17 protein-coding genes are annotated in these 16,047 nt (G+C 31.3%); all 17 read left to right on the top strand.

Annotation, left to right across the window (positions count from 1 at the left end):
• A partial coding sequence (locus tag PVA17_RS19650) for a glycosyltransferase (protein ID WP_274068680.1) occupies positions 1-862 on the top strand: 862 nt, incomplete at its 5' end.
• A gap of 16 nt (positions 863-878) precedes the next feature.
• On the top strand, positions 879-1,904 hold the full coding sequence (locus PVA17_RS19645) for a GHMP family kinase ATP-binding protein (protein ID WP_274068679.1): 1,026 nt from the start codon (positions 879-881) through the stop codon (positions 1,902-1,904).
• A gap of 3 nt (positions 1,905-1,907) precedes the next feature.
• Positions 1,908-2,537, top strand: coding sequence for a D-sedoheptulose 7-phosphate isomerase (locus PVA17_RS19640; RefSeq protein ID WP_274068678.1), 630 nt, complete (start codon positions 1,908-1,910; stop codon positions 2,535-2,537).
• A gap of 1 nt (position 2,538) precedes the next feature.
• Positions 2,539-3,255, top strand: a complete 717-nt coding sequence (locus tag PVA17_RS19635; protein ID WP_274068677.1) for a nucleotidyltransferase family protein — start codon at positions 2,539-2,541, stop codon at positions 3,253-3,255.
• The gene (locus PVA17_RS19630; protein ID WP_274068676.1) at positions 3,230-3,748 is read left to right on the top strand and encodes a D-glycero-alpha-D-manno-heptose-1,7-bisphosphate 7-phosphatase; all 519 of its coding nucleotides are present in this window, start codon (positions 3,230-3,232) and stop codon (positions 3,746-3,748) included. Before PVA17_RS19635 ends, PVA17_RS19630 begins: the two co-directional genes overlap by 26 nt.
• Positions 3,749-3,751: 3 nt before the next feature.
• Positions 3,752-6,295: a glycosyltransferase family 39 protein gene (locus tag PVA17_RS19625; RefSeq protein WP_274068675.1), complete on the top strand. Its 2,544-nt coding sequence runs from the start codon at positions 3,752-3,754 to the stop codon at positions 6,293-6,295.
• Between the two features lie 25 nt (positions 6,296-6,320).
• A complete protein-coding gene (locus PVA17_RS19620) occupies positions 6,321-7,253 on the top strand; it encodes a glycosyltransferase family 2 protein (protein WP_274068674.1) in 933 nt (310 codons plus the stop codon).
• A 25-nt stretch (positions 7,254-7,278) separates the two neighbouring features.
• The gene (locus tag PVA17_RS19615) at positions 7,279-7,860 is read left to right on the top strand and encodes a PglD-related sugar-binding protein (protein ID WP_274068673.1); all 582 of its coding nucleotides are present in this window, start codon (positions 7,279-7,281) and stop codon (positions 7,858-7,860) included.
• A 2-nt stretch (positions 7,861-7,862) separates the two neighbouring features.
• Positions 7,863-8,558, top strand: a complete 696-nt coding sequence (locus tag PVA17_RS19610; protein ID WP_274068672.1) for a WbqC family protein — start codon at positions 7,863-7,865, stop codon at positions 8,556-8,558.
• Complete coding sequence (locus PVA17_RS19605) at positions 8,559-8,927, top strand: DMT family transporter (RefSeq protein WP_274068671.1); 369 nt, start codon at positions 8,559-8,561, stop codon at positions 8,925-8,927. It abuts the gene before it with no gap.
• An 11-nt stretch (positions 8,928-8,938) separates the two neighbouring features.
• Positions 8,939-10,114, top strand: a complete 1,176-nt coding sequence (gene rffA / locus PVA17_RS19600) for a dTDP-4-amino-4,6-dideoxygalactose transaminase (protein WP_274068670.1) — start codon at positions 8,939-8,941, stop codon at positions 10,112-10,114.
• Positions 10,086-10,958 (top strand): glucose-1-phosphate thymidylyltransferase RfbA, encoded by an 873-nt coding sequence (gene rfbA, locus PVA17_RS19595; protein ID WP_274068669.1) that lies wholly within the window; start codon positions 10,086-10,088, stop codon positions 10,956-10,958. Before rffA ends, rfbA begins: the two co-directional genes overlap by 29 nt.
• A gap of 13 nt (positions 10,959-10,971) precedes the next feature.
• The gene (gene rfbC / locus PVA17_RS19590) at positions 10,972-11,535 is read left to right on the top strand and encodes a dTDP-4-dehydrorhamnose 3,5-epimerase (protein WP_274068668.1); all 564 of its coding nucleotides are present in this window, start codon (positions 10,972-10,974) and stop codon (positions 11,533-11,535) included.
• Positions 11,536-11,540: 5 nt separating this feature from the next.
• Positions 11,541-12,551 carry a dTDP-glucose 4,6-dehydratase gene (gene rfbB / locus PVA17_RS19585; RefSeq protein WP_274068667.1) on the top strand — a complete coding sequence of 337 codons (1,011 nt, stop codon included), beginning with the start codon at positions 11,541-11,543 and terminating at the stop codon, positions 12,549-12,551.
• Entirely contained in the window at positions 12,551-13,402 is an 852-nt protein-coding gene (gene rfbD, locus PVA17_RS19580) for a dTDP-4-dehydrorhamnose reductase (protein ID WP_274068666.1), read from the top strand. Before rfbB ends, rfbD begins: the two co-directional genes overlap by 1 nt.
• A gap of 299 nt (positions 13,403-13,701) precedes the next feature.
• Positions 13,702-14,568, top strand: coding sequence for a glycosyltransferase family 2 protein (locus PVA17_RS19575; protein WP_274068665.1), 867 nt, complete (start codon positions 13,702-13,704; stop codon positions 14,566-14,568).
• A 28-nt stretch (positions 14,569-14,596) separates the two neighbouring features.
• Positions 14,597-15,988 (top strand): undecaprenyl-phosphate glucose phosphotransferase, encoded by a 1,392-nt coding sequence (locus tag PVA17_RS19570; protein WP_274068664.1) that lies wholly within the window; start codon positions 14,597-14,599, stop codon positions 15,986-15,988.
• Positions 15,989-16,047: the final 59 nt, after the last annotated feature.

Raw genomic sequence — 16,047 nt, 5'->3', positions numbered from 1 at the left:
GATTGATTATGTTTATATGAATAGACCACATATATCTATAAAATATGTGGACGTACTAAAGAATTATACTAATTCAAAAATTATATATTATGGACATGACTTGCATTTTTTACGAGAGTTTAGAGAATACGAGTTAACGGGCATCGAGAACTTGAAAAAATCTGCTGAAGAATGGAAGAAGACTGAGTTCGAGTTATATGAAAAATCAGATGTTATCTATTATCCATCAGATGTAGAAGTACAAGAAATACGAAAGTACTATCCAAATATTAATGCTAAAGCTATTCCTGCTTATATTTTTGAAGAAAAAGAAATGCATAATCAGAAACAATTTCAAAATACAGAAGGACTATTATTTGTAGGTGGATTTGGTCATAAACCAAATATTGATGCAGTTTTATGGTTCACTTCTTCTATATTACCCAAAATTTTAAAAGAAAAGCCAAATATGAAATTCTACATAGTAGGTTCTAATCCTCCAAATGAAATCAAATCTTTGGCCTCAGAGAATATTATTGTGACAGGTTTTGTTTCTGACGAGGAATTGATTGAACTATATAATCAATGCCGAATTGTAGTGGTACCACTTAGATATGGGGCTGGTGTAAAAGGGAAAGTAGTGGAGGCAATGTATTATCAAATGCCAATAGTTACTACATTAGTTGGAGCAGAAGGAATTGTAGGAAGCGAGAATATATTAGCAATTGCTGAATCAGAGAAGGACTTTTCTAGGAAGGTATTAGATTTGTATGATGATGTAGATTCATTAAACTCGCAATCTATTGCTTCACTTAAATATATAAATGAGAATTTCACATCAAAAGCTGTACAAAAAATAATATCAGCAGATATTAGTGATTAAGGAGTTTTTTAATAAGATGACTATTTATAGAGCGAAAGCACCTTTAAGACTAGGGCTTGCGGGTGGAGGTACAGATGTTTCTCCGTATAGTGAATTATACGGAGGCTACGTATTAAACGCTACTATTGATATGTATGCATATTGTTCGATTGAAGTAACTGAAGATAATACTATTTCATTTTATGCTGTTGACCGAGAAGAAACATATACATGTAAATCTACAGGGCATATAGAATTAAATGGCATGTTAGATTTACACAAAGGTGTTTATAATCGCGTTATAAAGCAATTCGTAAAAAAGCCTTTATCTTTTAGGCTTACTACATATTCAGATGCTCCAGCTGGTTCGGGATTGGGTTCCTCTTCTACTATGGTAGTGGCTATTTTAAAGGCATTTACTGAGTGGTTGAATCTACCATTAGGTGAATATGACATAGCTCATTTAGCCTTTGAAATCGAAAGAAAAGACATCGGTTTAAATGGTGGGAAGCAAGATCAATATGCAGCTACATTTGGTGGGTTTAATTTCATGGAGTTTTATGGGAATGATCGAGTTATTGTGAACCCATTGCGAATCAAGAATTGGATCATTAATGAATTGGAAAGTTCTTTATTATTATATTTTACAGGTGTTTCAAGAGAGTCGGCTAAAATCATTGATGAACAGTCCAATAATGCAACTAATAGAAATAAAAATTCATTGGAAGCTATGCATCAACTAAAAAGGGATGCTGTGAACATGAAGGAAGCGTTACTTAAAGGGGAAATTACTAAATTTGGTCAATTATTAGGACATTCTTGGGAAGAAAAAAAGAAAATGGCATCCTCTATTTCTAATGAGATGATTAATAATATTTATACGAAAGCTATGAATGCTGGTGCTATAGGTGGTAAGGTTTCAGGCGCTGGTGGAGGAGGCTTCATGATATTTATAGTGGACCCAATTAAAAAGCTTGAAGTAATAAAGGCATTAGAAAATGAAAATGGCGAAGTAAAAACAGTACATTTTGTTAATAAAGGTACACAAGGATGGAGAGTTTAATCAATGAATAAGTCAATTAATGAATTTATGCTAAAGCAAATTGAACAGTCTATTGAAGTAAAACAATCAATTCTAAATAATAAAGAACTTATGAACTTAATAGAAGAAGTTTCTGTAAAAGCTATTGAACTTTATGAAAAAGGCAATAAAATCATGCTTGCGGGCAATGGCGGGAGTGCAGCTGATGCACAGCATATAGCTGGTGAATTAGTTAGCAGATTTTACTTTGACCGCCCAGGCTTACCATCTTTAGCATTAACAACAGATAGTTCTATTTTGACGGCTATTGGCAATGATTATGGATATGAGAGATTATTTTCTAGACAAATTCAAGCAAATGGCATTGCAGGGGATATGTTTATCGGCATTTCAACGTCAGGTAATTCAGCAAACGTTATTAAAGCACTTGAAGAATGCAAAGATAAAAATATTATTACAGTTGGATTGACCGGTGCACATGGTGGAAAAATGGATGAACTTTGTGATTACTGTATAAAGGTTCCTTCAATTGAGACACCAAGAATCCAAGAAGCTCATATTTTAATTGGTCATATTATTTGTTCAATTATAGAAGAAGCAATATTTGGTCAAGGATTTAATACGTTATTGGCTGCTGCTTCTAAGGAGAATTAATATGGATGCAATAATCTTAGCTGGAGGTTTTGGGACAAGGCTACAATCTGTAGTAAGCGATGTCCCGAAACCAATGGCGCCAGTCGCGAATAAACCCTTTTTAAGCTATCTTTTAACATACCTAGGGAAGTATGAAATCAATAATGTTGTATTGTGTACGGGGTATAAGCATGAAGTGATAGAGAATTATTTCTCTACAACCTATAATACCTTGAATATTAAGTATTCTGTAGAAAATGAGCCACTAGGTACAGGTGGAGCGATAAAAAAAGCACTAGAAATAATCGATTCAGACAATGTTTTAATCTTAAATGGAGATACTTTATTTAATATAAATTTGAATGAATTTATTGAATTCCACCATACAGAAAAATCTGATATTACAATAGCACTTAAGCATTTAATTAATTTTGATCGATATGGCTCAGTTATTTTTGAAAATAATAAGATTACTGGGTTTGACGAAAAAATGTATAAAGATTCAGGCTTTATTAACGGTGGTGTTTATCTAATTAATAAGAAATTATTCAATCGTTACAATCTATCAAAGACATTTTCATTTGAAAAAGAAATATTAGAGACAAAGATAAATGAACTAAGTATAAGCGGATATAAAGCATCAGCATATTTCATTGATATTGGCATTCCAGAAGATTATGAAAAAGCTCAAACAGAAGTAAAGGAGCTCTTTGATGAAAAAAGCATTATTCTTAGATAGAGATGGTGTAATAAACATTGAAAAGAACTATGTTTATAGAATCGAGGATTTTGAATTCGTAAACGGTATCTTCGAATTTGTTAAATCCTTTCAGGATAAAGGTTATTTAATTATTATTATTACTAATCAAGCAGGAATAGGTAGGGGATATTATACAGAGGAGGATTTTCACATATTAAATAATTGGATGATAAATCAATTTTTGAAAAATGAGATAGTCATTACCGAAGTGTTCTATTGCCCTTTCCATCCTACCCATGGGATAGGAAAGTACCTAAGGGATTCAGTAGATAGAAAACCAAATCCAGGAATGATACTAAAGGCTAAAGAGAAGTATGATATTAATCTAATGGAATCTATTTTGATTGGTGATAAAGTAACTGATATTCTAGCTGGTGAGGTTGCTGGTGTTAAGCTAAATATACTTATCGAAAATCACAATCTGGAAGGGCTATTTTTTAAATATTTTTATAGTAATGTATCGGAGGATTAGGAATTGAAATCAAAACAAATACTACAGTTCCCACGTATCTTGTTATTTATATTATGTGCTTTATTATTCCAGATAATTGTTTTTGATAACATATTAATCGATGTATATAGTTGGCATTTAAAACAACCTGAAACCATCGAAGGTGGTATATTACTTTTAATTTTATTATTTTGTTATGTATTAGTTAATAGATATTTTAAAACTAAATATAGTTTTGTTATTGTTGCTTTAATTACGATGCTTTACTTAATAAATTCAAATCTTTTTGTACCAACAGTATTAACTATTCTTTATTTTGAAGTATTTTTTTCAATCGGGAGTTGTATTAATAGAAAATTCTATAAGCACATAAATAATAATAATATAAGCTTTTATTTAAAAAGTTTTTTAGTTGGTTTTGTAGTTTGGGCAGCAATTAATTTGTTTTTATCATTAATAGGCTATGGTTCAATAAGTAATATTAGATTAGTAACGTTGATATTATTTATAATTAGTATACATAAAGGTATAAATAAGCCTTTTTCGTTCTTTTTGATTGAAAAGTTAGATAGGTTTACTAAGAATGAAAAAGATCTAATCTCCTGTTTAGTTGTTCTTATTTTGGCTTTATTAAGTAAATCAAATAGAGCAATAGATTATGATTCTATTTGGTATGGGCTAAGACCCGAATACGTATTAGTGGGGGAGAACTCTTTTTTTGATAATCTAGGTCTTGTTCAATTTGTCCACTTCTATCCTAAACTATTTGAATATTTCACTTTACCATTAAGTGATTTAGGGGACTATAGTTTCATATATTGTATTAACATTATTTTTTTTATTCTTAGTTTGATTATTATTTTTGGAATATTAAACGAAATTTTAAACAATTCTTTTTATTCTATTATTGGAACAATTATATTGGGAACTATACCGGCTTTTGCTAATATTTCTACTACAGCTAAGCCTGATATTTTTTCTATTTTCTTTATCTTGTTGGGAATATACTATTTATTGAACTTTATTAATCAGAATAAAAGCGAAGAATTGATTTTTGGAATATCTTCTCTTGTTTTATCTTTAGGAGGAAAATCGACAAGTTTTTTATATGTTCCCTTTATTGGATTAGGTTTCTTGATTTCAATGATTATATACATAAAAAAATATAAGAAACAGTATTTTTTATTTAGTAATTTATATAAAATCAAATCACTATATTGGATTCTAGTAACATCATTGTTTATTTTTTTTATAATTTGTTATAGAACATTTAAACTTACAGGATATCCAATTTATCCTTCTGGTTTAGGGCTGTGGAATAAATTGGGTTTCGAGGCGAAATATCCAGTTACCTCTGAACATAATGTAACAGGTTTAGATGTTACATTTTCTTTGTCGGGGATAATTGATAGATGGTATAAACTGTTGTTTGATCCTAAAGATTATGAACATATTATTATGTTATGGACTGGGAATACGACCTTTTTTTTAATTTTAATAATATTATTATTTATACTTACAAAGAATTTTAAAATTAATTTCATTTCCAAGTTGCAAGTATTCTTTTTCGCTCCAGTAATACTGGTTGGTATTTTCTTTGCTACATTTATGATAAATGGTGGAGATGGCAATTATTTTTTAATTCCTATTATACTTACATTTATCGCTTTATATACAGTTTTGAGAGGTTCTGTTAAGAATTCTACATTACAAAAGTGGATTAACATAGGAATAATTATATTTTTACCAACTCAATTACTGATAACATTTATTTCACATTCATCATGGCAGTGGGGAACTCAGGAATTTACAACGAATTTAAATATTTACCAACAGGAGAGTAACGACTTATTATTTGAAACTAATGGTCTTAATGAAATAGAACAGTATATACGAAAAATACCTAATAAAACTAGATCTATTGGCTTTGGAGATGAACAAGTGTTAAATCACCTCTCAACAAGATTTGAGAATATTCCAGGAATCGTCTCTAATCACCTTGGAAATGAAAGTATCATATCTTCAGAACTAGATTTTTACAAATATTTGGAGTGGGCAAAAATTGATTTTTTAATTTTACCAAGGGAAGAAATTAAAGGTTTTGAAAATGTAAAAAAAGTTATTTCACAATTAGAGAATGATGAAGCCATTGTTAAAATAGAAGCTCAAAATTATTATTTATTAGATTTAAGACAAATGAATTTGGAAAATAATATATGGGGGCGATCGGTTCTTAATAACGGTTGGTATTCTGACGAAGGGAATTATAGATGGATTGCCAAAAGTGCCTCTGCGAGTATTCGAAGTGGTGATATTGGCGAATTAATTATAGAAGGTATTGTTCCTGACAATTATGATGAAGTAACTTTATTACTAGTTGTAGATGGTGAAATTATGAGGTCGGATATCCTTAAATCAGGTGAGTTTCAAATTAAACAAAAATTAAATAAGAATGAAACAATGGAAATCGAAATTAAAACAGATAAGTCTTTTGTACCAAAAAAAAATGGTAATTCTAATGATGTTCGAGAATTAAGTATTATTATAAATAATCTTGAAGTACGATAAATAAATATTGAAAACGGAGTAAAAAATGGACGATATAGAAATTTCAGTAATCATTCCAGTATTTCGCTCACATTTACATCTCACTGCTCTTAATAATCAGCTAGTTTCAGCGCTAGAAAAAATAGGAGAGTGTTTTGAAATTATTTTTGTAGAAGACTGTGGTGGAGATAATTCTTGGGATGTAATTCAACAAATTGCTACCCGAGATCAACGAATAACTGCTGTAAAATTAAGTAAAAACTTTGGGCAACATGCTGCAACAATTTGTGGAATAGCGCAAGCAAAAGGAAAATGGATTGTTACAATTGATGATGATTTAGAACAGAATCCCAATGACATAATTGCATTATATAACGAAGCAATTAAAGGTTATGATTTAGTATATGGAGTATTTGAACAAAGATCGCACTCGAGATGGAGAAATATTACATCATATTGTGCAAGGAAATTATTTAACCTTGCAATTCCAAGTTTAAATTATGATTATACTTCTTTTAGAATTATAAAAAGCAGTATAGCTAAGGAATTACAACAATTTGACTCGCCATATCCTTTCATAGATGGATATCTTTCGTGGATAACTAACAATTATTCTACAGTAAAAGTATTACATGCAGAAAGAGGTAGTGGTTCAAGTAACTATACTTTTTCAAAACTTCTAAGACATACTATAAATATTTCTATTTCCTTTTCTGAAGTCCCTTTAAAATTATCTTCTTGGATGGGATTGTTTACTTCTATTTTAGGATTATTATGGCTATTTTTAATCTTAATACAGAAAGTTACTGGTACGGTAACAGTGAGTGGATATGCATCCACTATGGCAGCGATTTTATTTATAGGTGGTATACAATTAATAGTTTTAGGGGTAATTGGTGAATATATATACCGTATTAATTTTAAAACTTCAAAAAAGCCGCTTTATTTGGTGGGACAGATGATAAAAAAGAACAATTAATAAATATATCAAAGGAGCTACTTAATTGGAAAATATTATCGTGTATGGATCGAAAGAATTTGCTCATATCGTAAAAAACTTAGTTGAAATTTGTGGACATAGATTTGTTGGTTTTATTGATGATCTTGAACCTACTGGTGAATTTGTGCTAGGTACATTTGATGATGTACTAGATCAATATTCTTATAAAGAATATAAAATTGTTAATGGAATAGGCTATAAAAATCTTAAAGCAAGATGGGAAGTTCAACAGAAACTAACAAAATATCATTATGAAACTGTAAATTTAATTCATCCTAAAGCGATAATTGATTCAAAAAGTATTATTGGAGAAGGGAATATAATTATGGCAGGTGCCGTAATAGAGATGAATGCCATAATAAATAATCTAGTAGTAATTTGGCCGGGAGCAATTGTGAATCATGATAGTGAGATTGCAAACAATTGTTTTTTATCTCCTTCTAGTACAGTGTGTGGTTTTGTAAAAGTAGAAGAGAACTGTTTTATTGGAGCTGGGGCAGTGATAGTTAACAATTTGGTAGTTCCAACTAGCACGTTTGTAAAAGCTGGAAGTTTGTATTATAACAAGAATAAGGTGGGCAACTAAGTATGAGCAAAATTGCGATTATACAATCAAATTATATTCCCTGGAAAGGATACTTTGATATTATAAATGACTCCGATATTTTTATTTTTTTAGATGATGTTCAATATACTAAAAATGATTGGAGAAATCGAAATAAAATAAAAACTTCGAATGGAACTAGTTGGTTAACTATTCCTGTTGGGTCAAATTTAAATAGGTTAATAAATGAAGTGGAATTAAATGGGGATAAATGGCAAAAAGAACATTGGAATAAAATCGAAATAAATTATAAAGATGCAATATATTTTGAGACATATAGAGGATTATTTGAAGATATTTACTTGAACAAGGAATGGACAAATTTATCTGTGATGAATCAATATATTATTAGAACTATTGCTGAAGAGATACTAGGTATAAAAACAATATTTATGAATAGTTCGGAATTAGATCAAATAGGTAAGAAGCAAGAGAAAGTAATAAGTTTAATCAACTCAGTCAATGGAAAAAGGTACATATCAGGCCCAGCAGCTAAAAATTATAATGATGATCAGTTATATGCTGAACATGGAATAGAACTAATATATAAAGATTATTCAAATTACCCTGAGTACGAACAGTTTCATCCTCCTTTTGAACATGGTGTTAGTATTTTGGATTTAATTTTCCACAAAGGACCCGACGCTCCTTATTATATTTGGGGATGGAGAGAAGTATAAATGGGTGGATATTTTTATATTTTTGGAACCATTGCATTTACTGTGTATGGTCAAATCATTTTAAAATGGAGAATGCAACTCTATCAAGAATTACCATCAAATTTAGTTGATAAATTTTTCTTCTTGATAAAACTTTTATTAGACCCATTTATTCTTTCTGGATTTGGTTCAGCATTTGTCGCTTCTTTATTTTGGATGGCTGCGATGACTAAATTTGAATTAAGCTATGCTTATCCATTTACGAGTTTATCATTTGTGTTAGTTTTCATTATTTCTATTTTTGTTTTTGGAGAAGCCGTATCAGTAGGGAAGGTAGCAGGGCTTTTATTAATAATTGCTGGAGTAATTGTAACTAGTAAGTCAATTTAGGGGGATAAAAGGTGATTTCATTTAATGTACCTGCCTTTACAGGAAGAGAGTTATATTATATTAAACAAGCTATTGAAAATAATAAATTATCCGGAGATGGAGAATTTACTGCGAAGTGTAGTAAATGGTTTGAAGAGAATTATAAATGTAAAAAAGCATTGCTTACTACATCATGTACACATGCTTTAGAAATGGCTGCCATTTTATTAGATATTAATGAAGGTGATGAAATTATCATGCCTTCCTATACATTTGTCTCTACTGCAAATGCTTTTGTGTTAAGAGGTGCAAAAATTGTTTTTGTAGATATACGTCCAGATACAATGAATATTGATGAAAAAAAAATTGAAGAAGCGATTACAACTCGAACAAAAGCTATTGTACCTGTACACTATGCAGGGGTTTCTTGTGAAATGGATACGATTATGCAAATTGCTAAAAAGTATAATTTAATGGTGGTTGAAGACGCGGCTCAAGGAGTGAATAGTTACTATAAAGGTAAAGCACTAGGCACAATTGGTCACTTAGGCTGTTATAGTTTTCATGAAACGAAAAATTACAACTGCGGTGAAGGTGGGGCTTTGCTAATTAATGACGATCGTCTTGTTGAACGTGCTGAAATCATACGAGAAAAGGGAACAGATCGTTCTAAATTTTTTAGAGGACAAGTTGATAAATACGGTTGGGTGGATATAGGATCTTCATATTTACCAAGTGAATTAAATGCGGCGTATCTTTATGGGCAATTGGAAAATGCAGAGCAAATTAATCAAAATAGATTAGCTAGTTGGCAATATTATTATGAACATTTACAAGATCTTTTTGAAAATGGAGATATTACTTTACCTGTTGTTCCTAATAATTGTAGTCATAATGCACACATGTTTTATATAAAAGTAAGGGATTTAGTAGAAAGAACAGAACTAATTAAGTATTTAAAAGATAGAGGAATTGGCGCTGTATTTCATTATATACCCTTACATAGTTCAAAAGCAGGACAAAGTTATAGTATTTTCCATGGTGAGGATATTAATACTACTAAGGAAAGCGAAGCGTTATTACGTTTACCACTATACTATAATATGGAAAAAACAATTATAAAAAAGGTGATTGAAGCAATTCGCTCTTTTTACTTAGACAAAAATAGAGGTGTTCAATTTGAAAGGCATTATTTTAGCGGGAGGTAGCGGCACACGCTTATATCCATTAACTCGCTCAGTATCCAAACAATTATTACCGATTTATGACAAACCTATGATTTATTATCCACTTTCAGTATTAATGTTAGCGGGTATTAAAGATATATTAATTATTTCTACACCTGAGGATACACCTCGCTTTGAACAATTATTAGGAAATGGCCATGATTTAGGAATAAATTTATCTTATGCTATACAAGCTTCACCTGATGGTTTAGCACAGGCCTTTATTATAGGTGAGGAGTTTATAGGCTCTGATTCCGTAGCTTTAATATTAGGAGATAATATATTCTATGGACATAAATTCACAACAATGCTAGAACGAGCTGCTACAAGAGAAAGAGGAGCTACTGTTTTCGGATATAATGTAAAGGACCCAGAACGTTTTGGTGTTGTTGAGTTTGATGATGAAGGAAAAGCAATTTCCATCGAAGAAAAACCTGAGTTACCTAAGTCTAGTTATGCCGTAACTGGATTATATTTCTATGATAATCATGTAGTAGAAATTGCAAAGTCTATCCAACCATCTGCTCGTGGAGAGCTAGAAATTACGGATGTGAACAAAGCTTATTTAGAGTCTGGAAATCTACATGTAGAGTTATTAGGCAGAGGCTTTGCATGGTTGGATACTGGGACACATGAATCACTATTAGAAGCTTCGACATTTATTGAAACAATTGAAAGACGTCAAAGTTTAAAAGTGGCATGTTTAGAGGAAATTGCTTACCGTAAAGGCTATATTTCTAAAGAACAACTATTGGAGCTTGCAGAGCCATTAAAGAAAAATGGCTATGGTCAGTATTTAATTTCACTCGCAAATAAAAAGTTATAAGGGGTCCTATAAAGTGAATTTTATTCAAACAAAACTAAAAGATGCCTATATTTTGGAACCAAAAGTATTTGGGGATCATCGTGGTTTTTTTATGGAAACTTATAATGCTAAATTATTGGAAGAACAAGGTTTTTCTTTTAATTTCGTACAAGATAATCACGCATTATCAAAAGAAAGTGGTGTACTAAGAGGGTTACATTATCAGCTAGAACCATTTGCTCAAACGAAGCTAGTCAGAGTAACAAAAGGTGCAGTTTACGATGTAATTGTAGATATTCGCCAAGGTTCTCCTACTTATGGTCAGTGGGAAGGATTCATTTTAAGTGAGGAAAACAAAAGACAATTATTAGTACCGCGGGGTTTTGCACATGGTTATTGTACGTTAGTCGATAATACGGAGTTCCAATATAAAGTAGACAATTATTATTCTCCAACACATGATCGCGGCATTGCATGGGATGATCCAAATTTAAATATCGACTGGCCAACAACTAATCCAATTTTATCTGACAAGGATACGAAACATCCAAATTTAAAGGATTTAGAAAGCCAGTTTATTTATAAAGGTAAGGAATGATAAGGATGAAAATTTTAGTAACAGGTGGAGCCGGATTTATCGGAAGTAACTTTGTTAATTACATGGTTGATAAATACCCTCAATATTCTATTGTTAACGTGGATGCTCTAACATATGCAGGAAATTTAGAAAATCTAAAGCAATGTGAAGGAAAGCCTAATTATCAATTCGTCAAGGCGGATATTACAGATGCAGAAACAATGGATAAACTAGTAGGTGACGGAGTTGATGCGGTTATCAACTTCGCAGCAGAGTCGCATGTAGATCGTAGTATTACGAACCCTGGTATTTTTGTGCAAACAAATATTCAAGGCACTCAAGTATTATTAGATGCAGCAAAAAAATACAACATCAATAAGTACATACAAGTGTCTACTGATGAGGTTTATGGATCTTTAGGAGAAGACGGTTATTTTACGGAACAAACTCCGCTATCACCAAATAGTCCTTATAGTGCAAGTAAAGCTGGAGCAGACTTTTTAGTACTAGCATACCATGAAACATTTGGTCTACCTGTAAATATAACACGTTGCTCAAACAACTACGGACCATTTCATTTCCCAGAAAAATTGATTCCATTAATGATTATTAATGCATTAAATGGTAAAAAACTTCCGGTATATGGAGATGGTAAGAATGTTCGTGACTGGCTACATGTAACAGACCATTGTAGCGCGATCGATTTAGTTCTTCATAAAGGTGTAATCGGTGAGGTTTATAATGTAGGTGGGCATAATGAAAAAACTAACCTAGAAGTTGTGAAAGAAATTTTAAAGCAGCTTGATAAACCAGAATCATTAATTCAATATGTAGAAGATCGTTTAGGTCATGATCGCCGCTATGCAATTGATCCAACGAAACTTCAACAAGAGTTAGGTTGGGAGCCGAAGTATTCATTTGAAACAGGTTTAAAAGAAACAGTGCAATGGTATTTGGATAATCAGGACTGGTGGGAAAATATCATTTCAGGTGATTATCAAAACTATTATACAGAGCAATATGGTGGTAAATTGTAATGAAGATTATGGTAACAGGTGCTAATGGACAACTTGGTCAAGAGCTTGTTAAGCAATTATCTAATAGTCAACATGACCTATATGCATTTACTAAGCAAGAATTAGATATCAGCAATATAGAACAAGTGACTACAATATGTAATAATGTTCAACCAGATATTATTATTAATGCCGCTGCCTATACAAATGTAGATGGGGCAGAAACAAACCGAGAGCTTGCTTTTCAAGTAAATGCAACGGGGCAGCGCAATTTAGCTGTGGCAGCGGAAAAAATCGGGGCGAAAATTTGTTATATTAGTACAGACTATGTTTTTAATGGTCAAGCAGATTCGCCTTATAACGAATATATGAATGTGGAACCGTTAGGCGTATATGGTCAATCTAAATACGCAGGTGAGTTTTTAACACAAACTTTAAGCACTAAATATTTTATTGTGAGAACGGCATGGGTTTATGGTGAATTTGGTCCGAATTTCGTTAAAACAATGTTGAAATTAGCTGAAGAGAAAACAGAAATTGGTGTTGTTCATGACCAAATTGGTTCTCCTACCTACACAGTTGATTTGGCTGAGTTTTTAATTGAATTGGTACAAACTGAGAAGTACGGAATCTATCATTGTACGAATAATGGGACATGTTCTTGGTATGAATTTGCAAAAGCAATTTTTAATATTGCTAATAAAAATGTTATTGTTAATCCTTTAACTTCAGAACAATTCCCAAGACCTGCTAAACGCCCTGCTTATTCTGTATTAGGAGATTTAGCATTAAAAATTAATGGTTTTACTCCTAGAAGGCATTGGAAAGCAGCGTTATATGAATATATAAACAAAAATAACAATCTCCTTTAGATTGTTATTTTTGTTTATAAAGCTATAATTAAAATGTATTATAAATGGAATAGAGGGGGAATTTGGCTAGTATAGCTGTTTAAATAGTTACATATAATAGTGCGAATTATATAAAAGCTTGTTTAATTCAGTGGTTTTACAATCATAGTATATGTTCCTCCAAAGCTTTTTAGTGCATATAAACTTTTTTTAAAAGAATACAAAGCTTTAAAAATCAAAAAAGAGTTTATCCAATCAAATAGAAAGGCTCCTTCAAAAAAATTTATCAATATTTTAAAGGAATATGGTAAAAGAATAAAATGGATTTAAGTGTAGTAATCGTTAATTATAATACAAAAAAGCTAACAATTGATTGTATTCAATCTGTTTTAAACTCAAAAATGAATTTTCAATATGATATTTTCGTAGTAGATAATGCTTCGTCAGATGGCTCGGTAGAAGAAATCAAAAGTAAATTTGATCATGTGCATGTTATATCAAATAAAGAAAATGTGGGCTTTTCAAAAGCGAATAATCAAGCGATAAAAGAATGTAGCGGTCGATATGTATTGTTGTTGAATTCCGACACTGTAGTTAACGAAAATACATTAGGGGAAATAATCAGCTTTATGGATGAAGAAACAAATGTTGGTGCTGTTGGCTGTGAAGTCAATTTACCAGATGGAACGTTAGATAAGGCCTGTCATAGGGGGTTCCCTACTCCAGAAGCATCCTTCTATTATATGATAGGTCTAGCTCAAAAAAATCCTACTAGTCCTAAATATAATAGCTATCATAAAAGCTATATGAATATGCATGAGATACATGACATTGATTGCTTAGTTGGGGCTTTCATGATGGTTAGAAGGGAAGCATTTGAGCAAGTTGGTTTATTAGATGAAGAATTTTTTATGTATGGAGAAGATATAGACTGGTGTTATAGAATAAAAGAGGCAGACTGGCGAATTGTTTATAATCCTACTGTTTCAATTGTTCATTATAAAGGGGCAAGTAGCAGAAGGAAACCATTTAAAATTGTTTATGAGTTTCATAGAGCAATGTATTTATTCCATAAAAAACATTTTAAAAAGAAATATAACTTTTTAGTTAATGGTGCAGTTTATACAGGAATTACATTAAAATTAACATTCGCCACATTAAGTAACCTTCTAAAAAGAGGTCGTTAATTTAAATAAACTAAAAAAGGTGATTAAAGTGATAAGAGGGAAAGAGCGCTTTATTACACAACTATACATGACAACAGATTTTCTTTTTATTCAAGTATCATTTGTTGTTGCATGGTATTTTCGCTTTGTGATTAATAAAGAGCAACAAGGGTCATATTTGCCATTAGCAGATTACTTCATTTGGAACATTGTTTACTCGGTTGCATTTTTGGCTATTGGTTTTTTGATTGGTTTATATGTTCCGAAAAGGAAAATGAGGTTTGCAAATGAAGTTTCTAAAATAGTTCAAGTGCAAATTTATAGTATGTTTGTTTTATTAAGTGTTTTATTTATTGTTAAAACGATTGATATATCTCGGATGTTCTTAGCTATATATTTATTTGTAGGATTTATGATTATTGTTACATATCGTTTTTTTGTTAAGCAATTTTTAAGAGCAATGAGAAAAAAAGGCTATAATCAACAGTTTGTTTTAATTTTAGGAGCGGGCTCTATCGGAAAAAGGTATTTAGAGAACTTGGATAATCATCCTGAATACGGGCTTAGAGCAATTGGTTTTTTAGATGATTTTAAACAAATTAATAGAGAGCAGAAAATATTAGGGAAAATAGAGGATTTATCGACAACACTAGAAAAAACAATAATTGACGAAGTAGTAATTGCGTTACCCTTAACTGCTTTTTCAAAATATCATCAAATTATTGAAATGTGTGAGAAAGCAGGTGTTCGTGTATCTATTGTTCCAGATTTTTACGATATACTACCTGCTACCCCGCATTTTGAAAGTTTTGGTGATTTACCAGTCATTAATGTTAGAGATATACCTTTAGATGAATATGTAAATAGAGTACTGAAGCGTATATTTGATATTGTTTTTGCGCTTTGTGCAATAATTATTACATCACCTATACTATTAGTGATCGCAATTGGCGTGAAATTAACTTCTCCAGGTCCTATTTTTTTCAAACAAGAGCGTGTAGGGCTTAATCGTAGAACGTTTTATATGTATAAATTTAGATCTATGAAGCATATGTCTGTCGAGGCCTCTAATACGCAATGGACTGTTGAAAATGACCCAAGAAGGACTAAATTTGGTACTTTCCTAAGAAAAACCAGTCTTGATGAGTTTCCCCAATTTTTTAATGTTTTGAAAGGCGATATGAGTATTGTAGGACCTAGACCTGAAAGACCATATTTTGTCGATCAATTTAAAGAGGAAATTCCCAAATATATGATAAAACATCATGTGAGACCAGGTATTACTGGATGGGCCCAAGTAAGCGGATTACGAGGAGATACTTCAATTGAAGAACGAATAGAGCATGATATTCAGTATATTGAAAATTGGACATTGTTATTTGATATTAAAATTATTATGAAGACTATCGTAAATGGCTTTGTAAATAAAAATGCATATTAACTGAAGTATCTTTGGAGATGGGAGTATATTGTTCAGTAAAAGACCTTGGTACTTCTAGT

The sequence above is a fragment of the Lysinibacillus sp. CNPSo 3705 genome (assembly GCF_028674935.1).
Lineage (GTDB): Bacteria > Bacillota > Bacilli > Bacillales_A > Planococcaceae > Lysinibacillus.
Note: the sequence above shows the minus strand (reverse complement) of the source record. Positions and strands in the feature narration are given on the sequence as shown.

Excerpts from the sequence above, each read along its gene's own strand:
- PVA17_RS19630 (WP_274068676.1), top strand. The coding sequence starts at position 3,230 with ATGAAAAAAGCATTATTCTTAGATAGAGATGGTGTAATAAACATTGAA.
- rfbD (WP_274068666.1), top strand. The coding sequence starts at position 12,551 with ATGAAGATTATGGTAACAGGTGCTAATGGACAACTTGGTCAAGAGCTT.
- PVA17_RS19645 (WP_274068679.1), top strand. The coding sequence starts at position 879 with ATGACTATTTATAGAGCGAAAGCACCTTTAAGACTAGGGCTTGCGGGT.
- PVA17_RS19640 (WP_274068678.1), top strand. The coding sequence starts at position 1,908 with ATGAATAAGTCAATTAATGAATTTATGCTAAAGCAAATTGAACAGTCT.
- rfbB (WP_274068667.1), top strand. The coding sequence starts at position 11,541 with ATGAAAATTTTAGTAACAGGTGGAGCCGGATTTATCGGAAGTAACTTT.
- PVA17_RS19620 (WP_274068674.1), top strand. The coding sequence starts at position 6,321 with ATGGACGATATAGAAATTTCAGTAATCATTCCAGTATTTCGCTCACAT.
- PVA17_RS19635 (WP_274068677.1), top strand. The coding sequence starts at position 2,539 with ATGGATGCAATAATCTTAGCTGGAGGTTTTGGGACAAGGCTACAATCT.
- PVA17_RS19610 (WP_274068672.1), top strand. The coding sequence starts at position 7,863 with ATGAGCAAAATTGCGATTATACAATCAAATTATATTCCCTGGAAAGGA.
- PVA17_RS19605 (WP_274068671.1), top strand. The coding sequence starts at position 8,559 with ATGGGTGGATATTTTTATATTTTTGGAACCATTGCATTTACTGTGTAT.
- PVA17_RS19575 (WP_274068665.1), top strand. The coding sequence starts at position 13,702 with ATGGATTTAAGTGTAGTAATCGTTAATTATAATACAAAAAAGCTAACA.